Source organism: Chryseobacterium cupriresistens, from assembly GCF_046614675.1.
GTDB lineage: Bacteria > Bacteroidota > Bacteroidia > Flavobacteriales > Weeksellaceae > Chryseobacterium > Chryseobacterium cupriresistens.
The window spans coordinates 602,335-621,204 of record NZ_JBKKJT010000001.1; the positions used below are offsets into that span (position 1 = coordinate 602,335).

General features: G+C 36.5%; 20 protein-coding genes. 12 read left to right on the plus strand and 8 right to left on the minus strand.

Annotated elements, in window-relative coordinates:
• The first annotated feature begins 24 nt into the window (after positions 1 to 24).
• The 6 genes from ACLI50_RS02840 (at position 25) to ACLI50_RS02865 (ending at position 5,315) form a co-directional block, all read left to right on the plus strand.
• Positions 25 to 1,278 (plus strand): pyridoxal phosphate-dependent aminotransferase, encoded by a 1,254-nt coding sequence (locus ACLI50_RS02840; RefSeq protein WP_330746530.1) that lies wholly within the window; start codon positions 25 to 27, stop codon positions 1,276 to 1,278.
• Between the two features lie 237 nt (positions 1,279 to 1,515).
• On the plus strand, positions 1,516 to 1,983 hold the full coding sequence (locus tag ACLI50_RS02845; RefSeq protein ID WP_411413106.1) for a hypothetical protein: 468 nt from the start codon (positions 1,516 to 1,518) through the stop codon (positions 1,981 to 1,983).
• A 125-nt stretch (positions 1,984 to 2,108) separates the two neighbouring features.
• Positions 2,109 to 3,095, plus strand: coding sequence for a phosphatase PAP2 family protein (locus tag ACLI50_RS02850; protein WP_411413107.1), 987 nt, complete (start codon positions 2,109 to 2,111; stop codon positions 3,093 to 3,095).
• A gap of 139 nt (positions 3,096 to 3,234) precedes the next feature.
• Entirely contained in the window at positions 3,235 to 3,957 is a 723-nt protein-coding gene (gene kdsB, locus ACLI50_RS02855; protein WP_330746528.1) for a 3-deoxy-manno-octulosonate cytidylyltransferase, read from the plus strand.
• Positions 3,958 to 4,042: 85 nt separating this feature from the next.
• Positions 4,043 to 4,705, plus strand: coding sequence for a LolA-like protein (locus ACLI50_RS02860; protein ID WP_411413108.1), 663 nt, complete (start codon positions 4,043 to 4,045; stop codon positions 4,703 to 4,705).
• A gap of 34 nt (positions 4,706 to 4,739) precedes the next feature.
• The gene (locus tag ACLI50_RS02865; RefSeq protein WP_110010221.1) at positions 4,740 to 5,315 is read left to right on the plus strand and encodes a glutathione peroxidase; all 576 of its coding nucleotides are present in this window, start codon (positions 4,740 to 4,742) and stop codon (positions 5,313 to 5,315) included.
• A gap of 68 nt (positions 5,316 to 5,383) precedes the next feature.
• Here ACLI50_RS02865 and ACLI50_RS02870 read toward each other — a convergent pair whose 3' ends face one another.
• Positions 5,384 to 5,509 carry a hypothetical protein gene (locus ACLI50_RS02870; RefSeq protein WP_262896822.1) on the minus strand — a complete coding sequence of 42 codons (126 nt, stop codon included), beginning with the start codon at positions 5,507 to 5,509 and terminating at the stop codon, positions 5,384 to 5,386.
• 28 nt (positions 5,510 to 5,537) lie between these two features.
• Between ACLI50_RS02870 and ACLI50_RS02875 the strand changes: the two genes are divergently transcribed.
• Positions 5,538 to 6,053 (plus strand): VOC family protein, encoded by a 516-nt coding sequence (locus ACLI50_RS02875; RefSeq protein ID WP_411413109.1) that lies wholly within the window; start codon positions 5,538 to 5,540, stop codon positions 6,051 to 6,053.
• A gap of 129 nt (positions 6,054 to 6,182) precedes the next feature.
• Here the strand turns inward: ACLI50_RS02875 and ACLI50_RS02880 are convergent, their stop codons facing one another.
• Entirely contained in the window at positions 6,183 to 6,839 is a 657-nt protein-coding gene (locus ACLI50_RS02880) for an NAD(P)H-binding protein (RefSeq protein ID WP_202840627.1), read from the minus strand.
• A gap of 101 nt (positions 6,840 to 6,940) precedes the next feature.
• On the opposite strand from ACLI50_RS02880, the gene ACLI50_RS02885 reads away from it, so the two are divergent.
• Together ACLI50_RS02885 and ACLI50_RS02890 are read left to right on the plus strand one after the other, a co-directional pair.
• Positions 6,941 to 7,294, plus strand: a complete 354-nt coding sequence (locus ACLI50_RS02885; protein WP_202840625.1) for an MmcQ/YjbR family DNA-binding protein — start codon at positions 6,941 to 6,943, stop codon at positions 7,292 to 7,294.
• Positions 7,295 to 7,376: 82 nt separating this feature from the next.
• Positions 7,377 to 7,868: a hypothetical protein gene (locus ACLI50_RS02890; protein WP_411413110.1), complete on the plus strand. Its 492-nt coding sequence runs from the start codon at positions 7,377 to 7,379 to the stop codon at positions 7,866 to 7,868.
• A gap of 39 nt (positions 7,869 to 7,907) precedes the next feature.
• Here ACLI50_RS02890 and ACLI50_RS02895 read toward each other — a convergent pair whose 3' ends face one another.
• Positions 7,908 to 8,828, minus strand: a complete 921-nt coding sequence (locus ACLI50_RS02895) for a bifunctional riboflavin kinase/FAD synthetase (protein WP_411413111.1) — start codon at positions 8,826 to 8,828, stop codon at positions 7,908 to 7,910.
• Positions 8,829 to 9,115: 287 nt separating this feature from the next.
• On the opposite strand from ACLI50_RS02895, the gene atpD reads away from it, so the two are divergent.
• From atpD to ACLI50_RS02910, 3 genes are all read left to right on the plus strand, one after another.
• Entirely contained in the window at positions 9,116 to 10,624 is a 1,509-nt protein-coding gene (gene atpD / locus ACLI50_RS02900) for a F0F1 ATP synthase subunit beta (protein WP_062674887.1), read from the plus strand.
• 81 nt (positions 10,625 to 10,705) lie between these two features.
• Positions 10,706 to 10,987: a FoF1 ATP synthase subunit delta/epsilon gene (locus ACLI50_RS02905; protein WP_062674884.1), complete on the plus strand. Its 282-nt coding sequence runs from the start codon at positions 10,706 to 10,708 to the stop codon at positions 10,985 to 10,987.
• A 78-nt stretch (positions 10,988 to 11,065) separates the two neighbouring features.
• Complete coding sequence (locus tag ACLI50_RS02910) at positions 11,066 to 11,884, plus strand: hypothetical protein (protein ID WP_227942219.1); 819 nt, start codon at positions 11,066 to 11,068, stop codon at positions 11,882 to 11,884.
• A gap of 197 nt (positions 11,885 to 12,081) precedes the next feature.
• Here ACLI50_RS02910 and ACLI50_RS02915 read toward each other — a convergent pair whose 3' ends face one another.
• The 5 genes from ACLI50_RS02915 to ACLI50_RS02935 all read right to left on the minus strand — a co-directional run bounded on the left by ACLI50_RS02915 (position 12,082) and on the right by ACLI50_RS02935 (position 18,755).
• A complete protein-coding gene (locus ACLI50_RS02915; RefSeq protein WP_411413112.1) occupies positions 12,082 to 14,271 on the minus strand; it encodes a B12-binding domain-containing radical SAM protein in 2,190 nt (729 codons plus the stop codon).
• Between the two features lie 151 nt (positions 14,272 to 14,422).
• On the minus strand, positions 14,423 to 15,184 hold the full coding sequence (locus ACLI50_RS02920; RefSeq protein WP_343644216.1) for a hypothetical protein: 762 nt from the start codon (positions 15,182 to 15,184) through the stop codon (positions 14,423 to 14,425).
• Positions 15,185 to 15,412: 228 nt separating this feature from the next.
• Positions 15,413 to 16,291 (minus strand): DMT family transporter, encoded by an 879-nt coding sequence (locus tag ACLI50_RS02925; protein ID WP_202840616.1) that lies wholly within the window; start codon positions 16,289 to 16,291, stop codon positions 15,413 to 15,415.
• Positions 16,292 to 16,357: 66 nt separating this feature from the next.
• Positions 16,358 to 17,629 (minus strand): aminotransferase class I/II-fold pyridoxal phosphate-dependent enzyme, encoded by a 1,272-nt coding sequence (locus tag ACLI50_RS02930; protein ID WP_411413315.1) that lies wholly within the window; start codon positions 17,627 to 17,629, stop codon positions 16,358 to 16,360.
• A gap of 88 nt (positions 17,630 to 17,717) precedes the next feature.
• Positions 17,718 to 18,755, minus strand: a complete 1,038-nt coding sequence (locus ACLI50_RS02935; RefSeq protein ID WP_110010212.1) for a PLP-dependent cysteine synthase family protein — start codon at positions 18,753 to 18,755, stop codon at positions 17,718 to 17,720.
• Between the last annotated feature and the right edge of the window lie 115 nt (positions 18,756 to 18,870).

Consider the following 18,870-nt stretch of genomic DNA (forward strand, 5'->3'; position numbering starts at 1 on the left):
AATATAAATTTAAAATAAGAAAAAGTGAAAGTTTCAAAATTAGCAGCGAACCTGATCGGTTCTGAAATTGTAAAAATTGGTAACGAAGTAAATGATCTAAAAGCAAAAGGAGCGGAAATTGCCAATCTTACTATTGGTGATCTGAATTCTAACATTTATCCTATTCCGGCATTGCTGAAGGAAGAGATTCAGAAAGCATATCAGAATAATCTGACGAACTATCCGCCTGCGAACGGACTTTTATCTTTAAGAAAAGAAGTTTCCAAAGACCTTAAAAAAAGATGGAATCTGGATTATTCTCCTAACGATATTCTGATTACGGCAGGATCAAGACCTTTGATCTATGCGGTGTACAAAACCATTGTAGACGAAGGAGATAAAGTAGTGTATCCTACACCATCATGGAACAACAATCACTATGCTTATCTTACTTCTGCCAATGCTGTAGAAGTGAAAACAAAACCTGAAACCAACTTCCTTCCGACTGCTGATGATTTAAGACCGCATTTGGATGGAGCTGTTTTATTGGCATTATGTTCTCCATTGAACCCTACAGGAACCATGTTTACAAAAGAACAGCTTTCAGAAATCTGTGAACTGGTTATTGCTGAAAACAAAAAAAGAGGAGCAGACGAAAAACCGCTATACCTGATGTATGACCAGATCTATTCTTGTCTTACGTTTGGAGCAGAACATGTAGATCCGGTTTCTCTTTTCCCTGAAATGAAAGACTACACCATCTATATTGACGGTATTTCAAAATGCCTTGCTGCAACCGGAGTACGTGTAGGATGGGGATTCGGACCTGCTCATATTCTTGATAAAATGAAGGCACTTCTTACTCACGTTGGAGCTTGGGCACCTAAACCTGAGCAGGAAGCAACCGCTAAATTCTATGAAAACTCAGAGAACGTTGATGTTTTCGTTAACGACTTTAAAGCTAAACTTGAAAACAGCTTAAAAGTACTTCACAACGGAGTTCAGGATTTAAAGGCAAAAGGACTTGCTGTTGACAGCATCGAACCAATGGGTGCTCTTTACCTTACCATCAAACTTGATTATATCGGAAAAACAAAACCTGACGGAGCTGTCATTGAAAACTCTTCAGATCTTGTTTTCTACCTAATCAATGAAGCAGGAGTGGCTTTGGTACCGTTCTCAGCTTTCGGAGAAGAAAAATCAGAACCTTGGTTCCGTGCTTCTGTAGGAGGATTGGCTGTAGATGAGATCAAGGTAATGCTTCCAAAACTGGAAAGTGCTTTGAACAATTTAAAATAATCTTTACATAAAAAATATGCTTCGACTCTGTCCGGCATGACATCATTAAATTTAAAAAATAGTAATTGTGTCACGCTGAGCGGAGTCGAAGCGTTTTTACACGTCTTTTAAACCATGAGCCTTCCACAGAAATCCTTACTTGAGACAAAATATTTGTTTTTTTCAACATTGTCAATTATCATAATAGTGATTTTAAGCGTGTGGCTTTCAGGGAAAGCTGATCATCGTTCACTGTTTTTGAATTCAATATTATCAACTTCTGTTCTGGCGGGAGTATTTTTCCTCTTTATCACTGGAGGACTGTATTCTGGGTTAAAATTAAAAGATAATATCGGAAATATTTTAAACAAAGAAAGAATACAAAGGTATGCTGATAAAACACCGAAGTTTGATGGTTTTGAGGTAGACATTCCTGATGCCGAAGATGGAATAGGAGGCGCTATTCTTTCCTTTCTTGCCTGGATTGTAATTTCCATTCTACTTGTTTTTCTTTCTTATTTTTTCGGACTTTTCTTTTGGTCGGCCGTATTCTTGTTGGGTGCCATTTTGTACTGGATATTTTTCAGAGCACTCAGATTGGTTTTTAAAAATTCAGGAAAATGTAAAGGAAAAATAGTAAAAAGCCTTGGACTCGGACTTTTCTATTCTTTTATCTATATTTCATGGATATATGGAATTATTTTTCTGATCCAATATTTGAATTGAAGTTGCGTTTATTTCTCAAAAAATTAAATAAATATTAAAAGTTAGATAACCGCTTTGCACTACATTCAACAAGGAATTATATTTGTGGCTTTACACACCTGAATATATAAATCGAAAATTACACGATGAAAAAACTGAGATTTCTACTTTTACCGGTTTCAATACTGGTATACTCACAGGAGGTTGACAGTCTGAAGGTAAGTGAGTTACCAAAAGAAGTTGAACTGCCAAAAGTACAAACCTACACCTTAAAAGACGGTTCCGTCCGGACATATCCGAAACCTAAACTCCTTGACTTTGTCACCAAATTACCAAGAAACTTCATCAATACCAATAAAGATTTCGTAGCTAAAGATCATGCTTATTATCTGGGGGGGGCTGTTGGTGCTACGTTAATACTCCTGCCGTTTGATCAGAAACTCATTGATAATTCAAGAGAGCTGGCCGAAAGATGGGGAATGGATAAGGATAACAATTATCACAAAGTGGGAGGTGTTTTTAAAATTCCTAAAGATGTCGGATCTGCGCTGTACCTGATCGGAAACGGGTCTACATTAGTCTTATTAGGAATAGGCTTCGGAACCTATGGATTAATAAAAAATGACTACAGGGCACAGGCTACCGCCAGTGGTTTAATGGAAAGCTTAATTCTTTCCGGAGTTTTTACCCAAACCCTGAAAAGAATTACCGGAAGAGAAAGCCCTTTTATTGCAGAAGAATACGGACATAAAGGAGGCGCGTGGAATCCGTTTCCAAGCTTTTCAGCATTCAGCAAAAACACCTCAAATTACGACGCAATGCCATCAGGACATTTAACGACATTTATGGCTGGGATCACGGTAATAGCAGATAACTATCCGGATGCGAAATGGATCAAACCTGTAGGATATACATTAGCCGGAGCATTGTGCTTTCAAATGATGCAAAGTAAAGTTCACTGGGCCTCAGACTATCCATTAGCCCTATTAATGGGATATTTTATAGGAAAAACCATATCAAAAAGCAGATACACTTCTTCAGAAGGAACAATCGGAAAGACAAAATATAGTCTCAACTTCACTGTTTCCCGCCAATGGGAATACAATATGGTAGGCGTAAAACTCTCTTTTTAAACTCTGAAATCTTTGTTTTGTTTAGGAAATAAGATACTTTTCACTACATTTGGTCTCAGGATAAAAGGTGTATCCGGACTTTTATAAGTGTTGGGATGAAACCTCCTGATTTAAAAAGAATTACTTAATATTGTATTGAATGAAAATAATCGCTGTTATCCCTGCACGTTACGAAGCAAGCCGTTTTCCGGGGAAATTAATGCAGATTTTAGGAGAAAAAACCGTTATTACCACAACCTATCAGAATGTAGTGGAAACGGGGCTGTTTGATGAAGTATTTGTCGCCACCGACTCCGAAATTATTCTTGATGAAATCGTAAAAAACGGAGGAAAAGCCGTCATGACAGGACAGCATGAGACCGGAAGCGACCGTATTGCGGAAGCTGTACAGAATATAGACTGCGACATTGTGATCAACGTGCAGGGAGATGAGCCTTTCCTTAAGTTAGAACCTTTACGTCAACTGATAGAAGTTTTTAAACATGACCGGCAACAGGAAATATCTTTAGCTTCTTTGAAAATACAGCTGCATGAAAAAGAAGAAATTGAAAACCCGAATAATGTAAAAGTGATCACCGATAATAATGGGTTTGCCCTGTATTTTAGCCGTTCCGTCATTCCTTTTCACAGGGAGGTTTCTTATGATGTAAGTTATTTTAAGCATATTGGAGTATATGCTTTCAGAAAAGATGCCCTGCTGCAGTTTTCAAAGCTGGCTATGAAGCCATTGGAAATATCCGAAAAGATTGAATGCATCCGCTATCTTGAATATGGAATGAAAATCAAAATGATAGAAACCAATTTCGTAGGAGTAGGCATTGATACTCCTGAAGATCTGGAAAAAGCCCGAAAACTTATCTGAAATTAACAAATTGGTCTTCCTGAGCTTTTGCCTTTTTTGCAATTTTCCATAAATCCCCCTATATTTGAATTTATAAATAAAATTAATGAAGAAGTTATTATTAGTATTTGGACTGATATTTTCGCACGTGATATTCGGACAGACCGCAAAGGAAATTATTGACAAAAACATTGAATTATCCGGAGGTTTAACCAATTGGAAACTGTTAAACTCAGTATTGCTTCAGGGAAAAGTAATCCTGGGTGTCAAAGATGAATATCCGATAAGAATTTTTCAGCAGCGTCCGAATCTTACTAAAACATTGATTACCACCGGAGGGAAAGAAACGGCAATTGAAGGTTTTGATGGTACCAAAGGATATGCAATGAACTATGCGGCCAACAAACTTCAGGAATATCCTGAATATGTGCCGGAAAGTTTTGATAATGATTTCATTGATTGGGAAAATAAAGGATTTGACGCCCAATATCTTGGAAAAGAAAAAGTAGGAGAGATCTACTGCCATAAGGTACAGCTTACCAAGAATGTAAATAAGAACATGTACTATTTTGATACAAAAACGTATATGCTGATTAAAGAAGTGAAAAAAGATGAGACACTGATCTATTCTGATTTCAAAAAAGTTGGGAACATTATCATGCCCTTCAGAATCGAATCTTCAAGTCCCAAAAAAGACGGAGATTATGTGATGTTATTAAACAGAATCGATATCAATAAAGTTTTTCCGGCTAATATTTTTAAATTTTAAATCAACTGCAGCCTGCTGCATAAAATTATAAGAAATGAAAAAGATTTTTTTACTGCTGCTTTCTTTCATGGCATTCCTGCAAAGCTGCACCAACCAGAAAAGTGAAATTTCTAAAGCTAAAACCACAGAACTTATGGGAAAAACAATATATGACTTTAAAGTAGAAAGTCTTGATGGCAAAGAAATCAATTTTGCAGACTTCAAAGGGAAAAAAATTCTCATTGTCAATACCGCTTCAGAATGTGGGTTTACACCCCAATACGCAGATCTTGAAAAGGTGTACGAACAATATAAAGATAAACTGGTTGTAGTAGGTTTCCCTGCAAACAATTTCGGAGGCCAGGAGCCTGGGACCAACACGGAAATCGGTGCTTTCTGCCAGAAAAACTACGGAGTAACGTTCCCTTTGGCAGCCAAAGTTTCCGTGAAAGGAGATGATACCGCTCCTATCTTCAAGTACTTAACGGAAAAGGAATTGAACGGAGTAAAGAACACAACCATCCTTTGGAACTTCACCAAATTCCTGGTAGATGAAAACGGAAAACTGATCGATTCTTTTGTAAGTACTACAAAGCCTACTGATGAGGCTATTACAAAGTATCTGAAATAAGAAATATTTTTTATAAGTGGGTGTTAACATCCACTTTTTTATTTTAAAATTGGTAATTATATACAATTTTACATTAATCCTGCTTTCTTATTTATTATGACTCTGTCATTCTGAATGTAACGCAGTGATATGAAGAATCCGGACTTTCCATAAGATTCTTCCTTCGTCAGAATGGCAATGGCATCAAATTGCATATAGTCCTTTTAAATTGTAATATATCTTATGAAAAAAATAATTTTTACCCTTTGTATCCTGGCTTCGTTTATATTAGGATTTGCTTTTAAGGCCGTTACAGAAAACAAGTCTGACGATATGAAAAGAGTTACCGGCATTGGCGGTATCTTTTTTAAATGTAAAGATCCTGAGAAAATGAGAGAGTGGTACAAAAATCATCTGGGACTCAGTACCAATCAGTATGGAGCTGTATTTGAATGGTTTCAGGGTAGTGATAATTCAAAAAAAGGATTCAGCCAGTGGAGCCCTTTCAGCCAAAAGACCAAATATTTTCAGCCTTCGGAGAAAGATTTTATGATCAATTACAGGGTGGATAACCTTGAAAAACTTGTTGAACAGTTGAAGAAAGAAAATGTAACCGTTGTAGATAAAATTGAAACTTATGAATATGGAAAATTTGTCCACATTATGGATATTGAGGGCAATAAAATAGAGCTTTGGGAGCCTAATGATATTGAATATGAAAAATTAGGACAGAAAATGGGCAGCAAGACTACAAAATAGGTAATACATTACAGGTAGCAGTATTGGGAGCTTAAATTTAAGGGAATCAATAAGGAGTTTTTTCCCCTTTAACACGAACATATTACCCCGCATCCCGAAATCCCGAATCACGCATCCCGAATCTTTTAACTATTCATTGCTCTTTTCCGCAAAACAGAAAATATTTCCCAGCTTGATACTGGAGTAACCGTTACTTTTTATTTTCGAAGAATTAATCATAGCTTTTGCCAGAATATCGGTTGGCAGGGGCTTCTGACTTTCTAATAGCCCTAATTTATTAGCAAATTTGATGATGCGGCTTCCCAATACTTCTCCGGTTCTTTCAGAATCTTTTCGTTCCAGCATTCCCGGTTTAAAAATAGTGATCTTGTTGAAATGCAGTTGTTTTACAGCTTCTTCCAGTTCGCCTTTCATTTTGGAATAGAAAATTTTAGACTGAGGATTTGCTCCGTAGGCTGATACCAGAATATAATCTTCCACTTCATTCTCTTTCGCTGCTTTCGCAAATTCATACTGATAATCAAAGTCTACTTTCTTTTGGGCTTCTTTGCTTCCTGCATCTTTTAAAGTTGTTCCAAGACAGGAAAAGGCAACATCTCCTTTTACCATATTTTTCCATTCCTCCGGCTTCTCAAAATTCACCACATGAACTTTAAGCTTGTCATTTTGAATATCAACAGGCTTTCTGACAAAGATATCCACTTCATCAAACTCTTTGTCATTCAGTAACTGATTGACAAGATCTTTTCCTGTGGCACCTGTAGCACCTATTACCAGAGCTTTCATAATAATTGCGGTTTTGTGAGATTATTTCTTTCTTAAATTTACTAAATTTGAATCAAAGATTAAAGAATTAATTTGATCATTACTTATCACTTAAATTGAACATGGATGCCAACGAAATTTTAGATTATTGTCTTGCCAAAAAAGGAGTTACAGAAAGTTTTCCGTTTGATAACGAAACTCTCGTGATGAAAGTAGACACCAAAATGTTTTTACTGATGGGACTTGAGAGACAGCCGTTGGCCATTAATGTAAAAACAGATCCTGAATGGAGTGCAGAGCTTCGTGAACAATATCCTCAGATCACAGGTGCTTATCATATGAACAAAACCCATTGGAATTCTGTAACGGTAGATGGATTGAAAAGAGATCTGATCTTTAAACTCATTGATCAATCCTACGAGCTGGTTTTCAAATCCCTGACTAAAAAAGCGCAGAATGAAGTCAATTCATTATAGTAAATAAAATAAATTGAGGTACGGGATTTGTTATCTATTACTGGTGAAATAATATATTTGACATTAATAAAATAAATAACAAATGAGAAATCACCTTTTATTATTCGCAGCAGCCGGAACATTGATGCTGTCAGGCTGCACCAAGCCGGTAAATAAGAACACTACCGAAAAAAATACTTCTGCTGTATCAGCCTCTGAAAAATCTCCCGAAACTCTTAAATTAGAATTTTCAGGAACAGACGCATTTACCATTAAAAATGCCCGGCTGAAAGTGAGCTTATATGGAATGGACGAAAAACTGGCTGATGCTCCTGCTACTTTAATTACAGAACAGGAATATGAACAGAAATCAATACCTTTCACCATCAATCTGCCAATACCTGAAAATACCGAAAGCAAGATCAATCCAAAACCTGCCGGTCCTGCAAAATATTATGTAACCATAAGCTGGGACTCTGATGGAAACGGAAAAGCAGATCAAAAAGGAGATATCTTTATTGATTATGACAAGAAGTTCCCGAATGTGAAACTGAATAATGAAACCCAGAAAATCTACTTAAAAGTACTAAAATAAACCAAAAGGCTATTCTCACCGAATAGCCTTTCTCTATATTTAAAAATCAAATTTTTCTGTTATTCTTTTATCCTCATCCAGTCTTTCAATCAATTTGTCCAGACCTTCAAATTTGATCTCATCATGAAGAAAATCCCTAAAACTTACCGTAATCTTTTCTTCATAAATATCATCCTCAAAATCAAGGATATAAACTTCCACAGTTAGTTTTTCTCCGTTTACCGTCGGATTGGTTCCGATGCTCAGCATTCCCTTATATTGGTTGCCTTTTACAAATACTTCCACAATATAAGCTCCTTTTTTAGGTAACAGCTTGATTGATTCGGTATCAATATTAGCTGTTGGATATCCGATGGTTCTTCCGATCTTTTTCCCATGAACTACAGTTCCGGAAACAGAGTAGGAGTAGCCCAGCATTTCATTTGCTTCTTTAACATTTCCTGCTAAAAGCGCATTACGCACTTTTGTGGAGCTGATATTGTTTTCATGAATGTTGATGGCTTCCATCTGTTCTACTTCAAAATCAAGTTCTTTTGATAATTTCTGAAGAAGCTCAAAATTTCCACTTTTGTTTTTTCCAAAAGAATGATCGTAGCCTATAATAAGATACTTTACATTAAGTTTATCAACTAAAATCTGATGTACAAATTCTTCTCCGGTCAAATTTCTGAATTCTTCATCAAATTCTTTCAGGAACAAATTATCAATGCCATACTTCTCTACAAGTTGTTTCTTTTCCTCCAGTGTATTCAGAAGCTTTAAATCTTCATTCGGATTAAAAACAAATCTTGGATGCGGCCAGAAGGTAAGGATTGCAGTTTCCAGGTTATTTTCTGTACCTATTTTAGTCAGCTCATCGATAATACTCTTGTGCCCGAGATGTACCCCGTCAAACATTCCTAAAGACAACGCTAGAGGCTTCTGTGAGGAGTAATCTGTAAAATTCTTGAAAACTTTCAAAACGGAAAAATTTTGATTGCAAATATAAAACCTTTATTTTTAATGTAAAGGAGAGAACCTGAAAATTTAAAAATGAAAAATTCTGAAAATATCCTGTATTATATTGTATGATAATAATGACAAATTAATGAATTGCATATTTGCTGTTAAATATAATGATAAATAATGAATTTTACATAGTAAATGGCAAACTCCTTCCTCTCTTCAAAAGCATGATAAAAATCTTTTTTTTACCAATTGCGGGTTTATGAAGAATCACTATATTTGCACCAAGAAAAAATTTAGCAATGGCAAACCAAATTAAAGGTAAAATTTCTCAAATTATTGGTCCGGTAATCGACGTTGTCTTCACAGATGTGGAAGCTGTTCCAGCAATCTATGACGCGTTAGAAATTACAAAAGAAAACGGTGAAAAAGTAGTTTTAGAGGTAGAACAACATATTGGCGAAGATACAGTAAGATGTATCGCAATGGACGCTACTGACGGTCTTAAAAGAGGGCAGGACGTAATTGGATACGGAAATCCTATTATGATGCCTATCGGAGAGGCTGTAAACGGAAGACTATTCAACGTTGTTGGTGATGCTATCGACGGACTTCAAGATATTTCTAAGGATGGTGGTCTTCCAATTCACAGACCAGCTCCAAAATTTGATCAATTATCAACTTCAGCAGAAGTTTTATTTACAGGTATTAAAGTAATCGACCTAGTTGAGCCTTATGCAAAAGGAGGTAAAATTGGATTGTTCGGTGGTGCCGGTGTAGGTAAAACAGTATTGATCCAGGAGTTGATTAACAATATTGCAAAAGGACACGGAGGTCTTTCTGTATTCGCCGGAGTAGGTGAAAGAACGAGAGAAGGAAATGACCTTTTGAGAGAGATGTTGGAATCAGGTATTATCAAGTATGGTGATGATTTCATGCACTCTATGGAAAACGGAGGTTGGGATCTTTCTAAAGTAGACTTAGAAGCTATGAAAGATTCAAAAGCTGCATTCGTTTTCGGACAGATGAACGAGCCGCCAGGTGCAAGAGCGAGAGTAGCACTTTCTGGTCTTACATTGGCTGAGTACTACAGAGACGGTGGTGAAAGCGGACAAGGTAGAGACGTACTTTTCTTCGTAGACAACATCTTCCGTTTTACACAGGCTGGTTCTGAGGTATCTGCACTTCTTGGTCGTATGCCATCAGCGGTAGGTTACCAACCAACGCTAGCTTCTGAAATGGGTGCGATGCAGGAAAGAATTACTTCAACTAAAAATGGTTCAATTACTTCAGTACAGGCGGTATACGTACCTGCGGATGACTTAACTGACCCGGCTCCTGCAACTACGTTTGCTCACTTGGATGCAACTACGGTACTTGACAGAAAGATTGCTTCATTAGGTATCTATCCAGCGGTAGATCCACTAGCTTCTACTTCAAGAATCCTTGCTCCTGAAGTTATCGGTCACGATCACTACAACTGTGCTCAAAGAGTAAAAGAGATCCTTCAAAGATATAAAGCACTTCAGGATATCATTGCAATCCTTGGTATGGAAGAACTTTCTGAAGAAGATAAAGCTGTTGTATACCGTGCAAGAAAAGTTCAGAGATTCTTATCTCAGCCTTTCCACGTAGCAGAGCAGTTTACAGGTATCCCAGGATCATTGGTAGACATCAAAGATACAATCAAAGGATTCAACATGATTATGGATGGTGAATTAGATCACTTACCAGAAGCAGCTTTCAACCTGAAAGGAACTATCGAAGAAGCTATCGAAGCAGGACAAAAAATGTTAGCTGAAAACGCATAAATTATTAACAATTTGAGATTTGAAATTTGAAATTCGATGAGTAATTTCAAATTTCAAACATCAAATTTCAAATTTGTTTCTATGAATATAAAAATTTTAACACCAGAATACGTAGTTTTTGAAGGAGAAGTAGACTCAGTATTATTGCCTGGAAAAAATGGTGAATTTCACATCATGAAAAACCACGCAGGAATTGTTTCTTCTTTAATCGGAGGTGATGTAAAGCTTTTTGCTAACTCTATTGATGAGGCTTATGCTAAAAATTTCACTAAAGAAGCCGGAAAAGACTCTGTTTTTGCTTATGCTATCAAAAGCGGTGTTGTAGAATTTAATCATAATAAAGGAATTATCCTTTGTGAATAATTAAATGAAAAGCTAAATATATTTTCAAGAAAGTGTAACTTTGCGTTACACTTTTTTTATTTGTAAAAGTCTGATTGTATGAAGAGAGGCATAATCATATTATTTACAGTTCTGGGTGTTTTCCTCCATGCCCAGAATATCAAAACCAAAAGAGGAATTATTAATCTTGACGGTATTCCGGTAGCTAAGCTCTCCAACAAATCCAGCGAATATACGTTTATGGATCTTAAAGAGACCCCGATGTATACGATTAAATTCATTGATAAAAGCATCGTGGATTCTGTTCGCGACAGTTATATCATTGTCAACAGAGTGTACAACAGGGACAAAACCATCGAAATTGATTACTCGTCACCTTCTGCATTTTCCGGAGAAGAAAAATCTGCAGTCTTTACTTCAGTTAAAGATCTTAAAATTATTGATAACAAAGGGATCAATGTTAAAAATCTGGATGAGCTTTTTTCAAATGTTCCGAAAAGGAAGCTGGACGCTAAAACAAAAGATGCTTATGCGATCAGAAAGAAAATAGACAAAATGAATATTGAGGTCAATAAAGTGGGAGAGATCCTTAGTAATGGCGTTCCGGTGGGATATTTTACCAATCTGCCGGTAAGTTTTGGTTCGGAAGATACCATTATGGACAAAACACCTATTGATATTGAAATTTATGATGCTAAAAGTAAACTTATCGGAAGGTATATTACCACAACAAAACAGCTGAAAACAGCGGGAGGAAAGTCTTTTACGATCTATAGAGAAATGTCCGGAAGGGCTTCAATCCTGAAATTCCCGACCTATAAAGCACTGGCTGAGCGCATGGCGATTATGGATCCCAATTTTATCAAAATACAGGAAAAAGTAAACGTAGGTACTGTTTCAAAAGAGACCCCTAATTAATGTAATACAGATTTTATCAATAGGAACGGGCTTTAGCCCGTTTTTTTATTCTCTTAAATAAAAATTTGAATCTGTGTAATCCGTGAAATCTGTGAGAGATTATATTTTAATCAAAACAAGTCTTATTCATTCAGAAAAATAAGAATTCACGGAAAATTCACCAATTTTAAAAATCCCTGAGAAAAAAACGGAATTTTTTATAAACTTAAAATTACGCCGTTTTCCTTCAATTGCTGCATTGGTTTTGAGAACCAGAACAGCTCAAAATCATCGAAATTTTCTTCAAATTGATTCTTAAGTTGTTGAATAGTAGGTTTTTTAGAATTTTCAACAGCATTTTCTTCCAGTACATTCATCAGCCATTCTGCTTTTTCCTGTTCCAGCTCAACCTTCACAATATTGGTTTTTAAGTGGAATGTAAGAAGCGTATACGTACCAGAATATTTCTTTTTATTTTTTACGCGATTCTCAGCGATTACATTTTTGGTTAAAAAGACAACTTTGGAATTGGTCTTCAACTGAAACTGCCCATCTTCCAAAAGACAGTCGTGAATATAATCCGGATGAATGGTTGTTCTTGGGATTTTAAAATCAAACCATTCCTGGAGCGGCAGTTCGAAATTGACTCCATGCATATAATTGAATAAAGATTTCTTTAATCCGAAGCTGAATCTGTTATGATCGATTCCGGTTTTATCTTTAAAATCTACATCGTTATTGGCAAACAGAATTTCCTGCTTTACCGGAATGACTCCAAAATCTTCCGGGCTCATCCCGACAGGTGAGTGAGCGGTCATCGCAAACTGATGCCAGAAACCACTTTGGAGAATTCCCATCTCAAACATCTGTCTGACCATTTCCAAAGAATCAACAGTTTCCTGAACGGTTTGGGTAGGATAGCCATACATCAGATAAGCATGAACCATAATTCCGGCTTCTGTAAAATTTCTTGTTACATTGGCAACCTGTTCCACGGAAACTCCTTTATCAATTAATTTCAATAATCGGTCGCTGGCAACTTCAAGCCCACCGGAAACAGCCACGCATCCTGAAAGTTTCAGAAGATAGCAGAGATCACGGGTAAAGCTTTTTTCAAAACGGATATTGGTCCACCAGGTAACCACCAGATTTCTTCTGAGGATTTCCAGAGCTACTTCTCTCATTAAGGCAGGCGGTGCGGCTTCATCCACAAAATGGAATCCTGTTTCACCGGTTGTACGGATCAGTTCTTCAATCCGGTCTACCAGAATTTTTGCAGAAATAGGTTCGTAGATTTTAATATAGTCTAAAGAAATATCACAGAATGTACATTTTCCCCAGTAGCATCCGTGTGCCATCGTCAGTTTGTTCCATCGTCCGTCGCTCCATAAACTGTGCATCGGATTGGCGATTTCGATAACGGAAATATATTGATCCAGTTTTAAATCTGTATAATCAGGAGTACCTATTTCAGACTGTTTGAAGTCGTGTCTTCTAGAATTATTCTTGTAAACAACTTCATTATTTTCTAGAAGAAAAGTTCTTTTAAATTCACCTTCCCCGGCGGCAATTTCTAAATTTTGGTGAAGAAGTTCCAATGGAAGCTCACCGTCATCTAAAGTAATAAAATCAAAAAATTCAAATACTCTCTGGTCTTTAACTTCTCTTAATTCTGTATTGGGAAATCCTCCTCCCATCGCAATTTTAATGTGAGGATAATGCTTTTTGATCCATTGGGCGCATTTGAAACCGGAATAAAGATTACCGGGAAACGGTATTGAAAAGCAAACCAGTTTTGGCTGCACAGTTTCTATTTTTTCCTGAAGAATTTTTAAAGTAAATTCATCTATAAAGGTAGGCTCACCAGATAGTTTAGAATATAATTCATCGAAAGAATTAGCACTTTTTCCAAGACGCTCCGCATATCTGCTGAAACCAAAATCAGCATCAATATTTTCTACAATATAATCGGAAATATCTTCTAAATAAAGTGTTGCCAGATGTTTGGCCTTATCCTGAAGACCCATATTTCCAAAAGCAAATTCCATATCATCCAGCTGGTTGAAACGGGAAGCTTCGGGAAGAAAGTTCATGCTGCAGATCTGTCTTGCCAGTGTAGGTGTTTTTCCCTGTAGAAAAGGAATCACCTGATCTATCGTTTTTAAATACTCTTCTCTTAAGGCATAAATTCTCCGGGAATTTTCAGAGGTGTTCTGAAGATCAATTTCTTTATTGAAAACCTTGAGTATTCCGTCCTTTGAAAATAATTCCAAAATAACATCGATCCCCAAATCTACCTGATAGCTGGAAATATTTTTGGTATTTAAAAATCCTTTAATATAAGCCGTTGCAGGATAAGGAGTATTAAGTTGGGTAAAAGGCGGAGTAATAAGAAGCAGGTCTTTCAACAGAAATTTTTTGCAAAGTTATTCTAAAGTTTTTTTAGAAAAAAATTTTTTCTCCTGATTATAAACAGTCCGAAAAAGTCTTCAGAAATAGTTTGCTTTATTACATCCTTTTTATCACAATTGTTTTATTTCCAATCTTGAAAATGGTATCTTAGAATAAATCAGCGGGTTTGTTAAACAAAGCATCAGTAGCATTGTTATCGATAAAGTTTAGAAAAGCATCTTCATCAAAATATCCGTCCTCATCAAGAATTGCCGGATTTAATAATTCGATTTCACTAGGTTTTTCCAGGCTGATATTTTCAATAAACTTTCCGGTTTTGCCTGTGATCTCATTGTGAAAACTGATTAAGTATCTGGAATAAATATTACTCTCAGCAACAGTGTAATGTCCGTTTTCTGCAATAAGTGAAGTCATAATGCTTCCTCCTATGTAGGTTTCATTATCATTCCCCGAAGCACCAAACAATACTTTTGAGGTAACATTTCCAGCGCAATACAGCGAACCGTTGATGATGATATTTTCTGCCTGTATATTACCGGTAACTATAAGGACAATAAAATCTTCCACAAAAAGTTTCTCTGATAAATGAAGATCACCATCAATAAGAATAATTTTATATCCTTCCTCATCAGAAGTAATCAGTTCCAGAGAAGTATTGGTATCATTTTGTATAAGAACAATTTCAGGAGCATCATTTTCATTATTGATGTACAGGGAAGCGTCCTTTAACTTTTCTGCTGTTTCATCGTCCAGCATTTCGAGAAATTCACTAAGACTTTCTTCATCGATGCCGCTTTCATTGAAAAAATTGTTTTCCAGGGCTTCGTGAGCAATGCTGTATAGATTTTCTGATTTTTCTTTGAGTTGTTTGTATAATTGGTCTTTGGTTAGTTTTTGCAATTCTTTCATCGGTTTTTAAAAGTATATACATTATCTATTCGGTGGGGGAAACACCTGTTAATAGACTGATGCAATATAGTCAGATAAATTGTGTTACACCAGAAAGAGATGTTTTTTTTCACATATTTTTCTTTTTGATGATTTCCTGAGCTGAAAAATTAGATCATTTCATACAAAAACCGGACTCATAAAGAGGTCCGGTATTTGTATTGTTTTGTATATCAGTCAATAAAAATTTTAGATATGGTTTATTTTCTTTTGGTCTCCAATCACATTCAGGGTAACTCCCAAAAGAATTAAAGTAATCCCGATGAGTAAATTCAGAGTGAATTTTTCATGAAACATCAGGACACTGATCAATACAGCAACAACAGGTTCCAAAGCTCCCAAAATAGCCACAGGAGTAGATCCGATATATTTAATAGCATATACCAGACAAAGACTGGAGATCACTGTAGTCAGAAAGGCAAAAATAAGGAAGTTAATGAAGATCTCTGTTGAAGGAATAGCAAACGATGCATGTGCTGTGACCGCTTTGGACATAAAGAACAGTGAGGTGAAAAGCATTGAATAAAATGTAAGCTTGAATCCGGAAACCTTGATATTCGACTTGTTGACGATAACCATATATAAAGCATAGAACAGTGAACTGAGCATGACAATTCCCAACCCTGCAAAGTTGATTTCCAGTCCTTTTCCTTTTAAACATAAAACAATAACTCCCGCGAAAGCAAGAAGTAAAGAAGCTCCGGATAATCTGGTAAGTCTCTCCTTATAAAAGAAAAGCATGATCAATGCAACAATAATAGGATAAATAAATAAAACGGTAGAGGCAATCCCCGGTGTCAGGAAATCATACCCCAAAAAGAGAAACTCTGAAGAAAGGGCATAACAGATACCAAGGATGGCCAGGATTAAGACCTCTTTTTTATTGATTCTAAAACTCTCCCCTGAATACAGCAGATATCCTCCCACCATTAATGCTGAAAAGAAAAATCTGTAAAACAGCGTAATATCCATTGAAAAATGCGCCTGCTTTACGGGCAGAATAAAAATCGGAATCAGACCATAGGAAACGGCCGACAAAATTCCCAGTGTGTAACCTCTAAGTTTCATGTGCTTTATAGTTATTAAACAAAAAAGCCACTGAATCAATCAGTGGCTTTTTTTATTTTTTTAAGATTAAATCGGTTTAAAACTTAATCCTTGTTCCTGCAGTAATTTTTGTTCCTGCTCTTTGTAGTAGCCACCTACTAACTTATCATGAATTGCTTCAAACGCTGCCAGAGTTTCATTGATCTCTGCATCGGTATGAGAAGCGGTAGGAATAAGCCTTAAAAGAATCATTCCCTTCGGAATGACCGGATATACCACCACAGAGGTGAAAATACCGTAATTCTCTCTTAAATCTTTTACCAATAGAGTAGCCTCTACAGGAGTTCCCTGCATCATTACCGGAGTTACACAAGTATTAGTGTCTCCAATATTGAATCCTCTATCTGTAAGTCCGTTCTGTAGTTTGTAAACATTCTCCCAAAGTTTAGCTTTGATTTCAGGTCTTGATCTCAATAGCTCCAGTCTTTTTAATCCTCCGATTACCATTGGCATCGTAAGAGATTTTGCAAAGATTTGTGATCTTAAGTTGAATTTCAGATATCTGATGATTTCTTTGTCACCCGCAAGGAATGCTCCGAAACCAGCCATTGATTTTGCAAATGTAGAGAAATAGACATCGATCTGATCGTTACAGTCCTGCTCTTCACCTACACCGGCACCTGTTTTACCAAGAGTTCCGAAACCGTGGGCATCATCTACTAAAAGTCTGAACTGGTATTTGGATTTAAGATCGCAGATCTCTTTGATTTTTCCCTGCTGTCCTCTCATCCCGAAAACTCCTTCTGTGATCACAAGGATACCTCCACCTGTTTCTTCAGCTACCTTAGTGGCTCTCTGAAGGTTTTTCTCAAGACTTGCCATATCATTATGCTTGTAGGTAAATCTTTTACCGGAATGAAGTCTTACTCCATCCACAATGCAGGCATGAGAATCCATATCATAAACAATCACATCATTTCTGCTTACCAAAGCATCAATGGTAGAAACCATTCCCTGGTAACCGAAATTCAATAAGTATGCTGATTCTTTTTTTACGAAGTCTGCCAGTTCTCTTTCCAGCTGAAGGTGCTGGTCTGTTTCTCCGGACATTGCTCTTGCTCCCATTGGATAGAACATTCCATATTCTGCAGCCGCTTTCGCATCCGCTTCTATTACTTCAGGGTGATTACACAGCCCTAAATAGTCATTGGCACTCCAGAAAATTACTTCTCTCCCCTGAAATTGCATTCTCGGGCCAATAGGTCCCTCTAATCTTGGGAAAATAAAATAGCCTTCACCATAATCTGCAAATTGTCCAAGTGGTCCTGGATTTTCTTTTATTCTTTCAAAAATATCCAACATTGTATCGTAATTTTTAAGTAATAAAGCCTTTTTTGTCTGAATACGCAAAAGGCTTTATTTATTTGTATCGTGATTTTATTCGTTCTTATTTGATAAACTCGGTTTTGAAAACTTCGTCATAGTTGTGAACACAGTTGTTAACAAATCCTTGTTCTGCCATCCATTTGTCACTGTATACTTTAGTGATGTATCTGGAACCGTGGTCAGGATAAATCAAAACAACTACGTCATTTTCTGTAAGTTCATGAGACTGGGCATACTGCATCAATCCCTGGGTTACAGCTCCGGTAGTATAACCTCCCATGATGGCTTCTTTCAAAGCAATTTCGCGGGTTCTGTACGCGGACATTTCATCATTTACCCTTACAAACTCATCTACCTTGTCAAAAAGCAGGGCAGAAGGGATCAGGTTTTTACCCATTCCTTCAATCTGATAAGGATGTACATCTTCTTTATGTATTTCTCCTGTTTCGTGATAGCTTTTAAGGATCGAACCGTCTGCATCTACACCAATAATCTTGATATCAGGATTTTTTTCCTTCAAAAATTTGGCAGAACCAGACAGCGTACCCCCCGTTCCGGTGCAGGCAAAAAGGTGAGTGATCTTACCTTGTGTCTGTTCCCAGATCTCGGGACCTGTTGTCTGATAGTGTGCATCAATATTCAATTCGTTAAAATATTGATTGATGTAAATAGAATTAGGAGTTTCCTGAGCGATTCTTTTAGCTACTTCATAATATGACCTTGGATCATCTGCCGGTACATTGGCCGGGCATATATATACCGTAGCTCCCAATGCTTTCAGATAAGCAATTTTTTCAGGTTTTGTTTTATCACTTACTGCAAGAATACATTTATATCCCTTAATGATACATACCATCGCAATAGAAAACCCGGTATTACCGGAAGTAGTTTCTACAACTACAGAATCTTCTTTTAAAAGGCCTTTTTTCTCTGCGTTTTCTATAATATGAAGTGCGATTCGGTCTTTAGTGGAATGTCCAGGATTATATGATTCTAACTTGGCATAAATGGTTGCTGGAATATCTTTTGTCACAGTATTTAGCTTCACCATCGGAGTGTGTCCTATCAGGCCAAGAATATTATCGTAAACATTACTCATTATTTGTTATTTTCAATAAAAATCTGACTGCAAAAATACAAAAAAATAAATAATTACTAAACTTTTGTTTGATTTCTAGGGCATAGTTTGTAAAAAAATATTTTAGTATTTTCAG

Coding starts and splice junctions, on each gene's coding strand:
- ACLI50_RS02925 (WP_202840616.1), bottom strand. CDS start 16,291: ATGAAACTTAGAGGTTACACACTGGGAATTTTGTCGGCCGTTTCCTAT.
- ACLI50_RS02865 (WP_110010221.1), top strand. CDS start 4,740: ATGAAAAAGATTTTTTTACTGCTGCTTTCTTTCATGGCATTCCTGCAA.
- ACLI50_RS02875 (WP_411413109.1), top strand. CDS start 5,538: ATGAAAAAAATAATTTTTACCCTTTGTATCCTGGCTTCGTTTATATTA.
- ACLI50_RS02885 (WP_202840625.1), top strand. CDS start 6,941: ATGGATGCCAACGAAATTTTAGATTATTGTCTTGCCAAAAAAGGAGTT.
- kdsB (WP_330746528.1), top strand. CDS start 3,235: ATGAAAATAATCGCTGTTATCCCTGCACGTTACGAAGCAAGCCGTTTT.
- ACLI50_RS02920 (WP_343644216.1), bottom strand. CDS start 15,184: ATGAAAGAATTGCAAAAACTAACCAAAGACCAATTATACAAACAACTC.
- ACLI50_RS02870 (WP_262896822.1), bottom strand. CDS start 5,509: ATGCAATTTGATGCCATTGCCATTCTGACGAAGGAAGAATCTTATGGA.
- atpD (WP_062674887.1), top strand. CDS start 9,116: ATGGCAAACCAAATTAAAGGTAAAATTTCTCAAATTATTGGTCCGGTA.
- ACLI50_RS02880 (WP_202840627.1), bottom strand. CDS start 6,839: ATGAAAGCTCTGGTAATAGGTGCTACAGGTGCCACAGGAAAAGATCTT.
- ACLI50_RS02910 (WP_227942219.1), top strand. CDS start 11,066: ATGAAGAGAGGCATAATCATATTATTTACAGTTCTGGGTGTTTTCCTC.
- ACLI50_RS02850 (WP_411413107.1), top strand. CDS start 2,109: ATGAAAAAACTGAGATTTCTACTTTTACCGGTTTCAATACTGGTATAC.
- ACLI50_RS02935 (WP_110010212.1), bottom strand. CDS start 18,755: ATGAGTAATGTTTACGATAATATTCTTGGCCTGATAGGACACACTCCG.
- ACLI50_RS02860 (WP_411413108.1), top strand. CDS start 4,043: ATGAAGAAGTTATTATTAGTATTTGGACTGATATTTTCGCACGTGATA.
- ACLI50_RS02905 (WP_062674884.1), top strand. CDS start 10,706: ATGAATATAAAAATTTTAACACCAGAATACGTAGTTTTTGAAGGAGAA.
- ACLI50_RS02890 (WP_411413110.1), top strand. CDS start 7,377: ATGAGAAATCACCTTTTATTATTCGCAGCAGCCGGAACATTGATGCTG.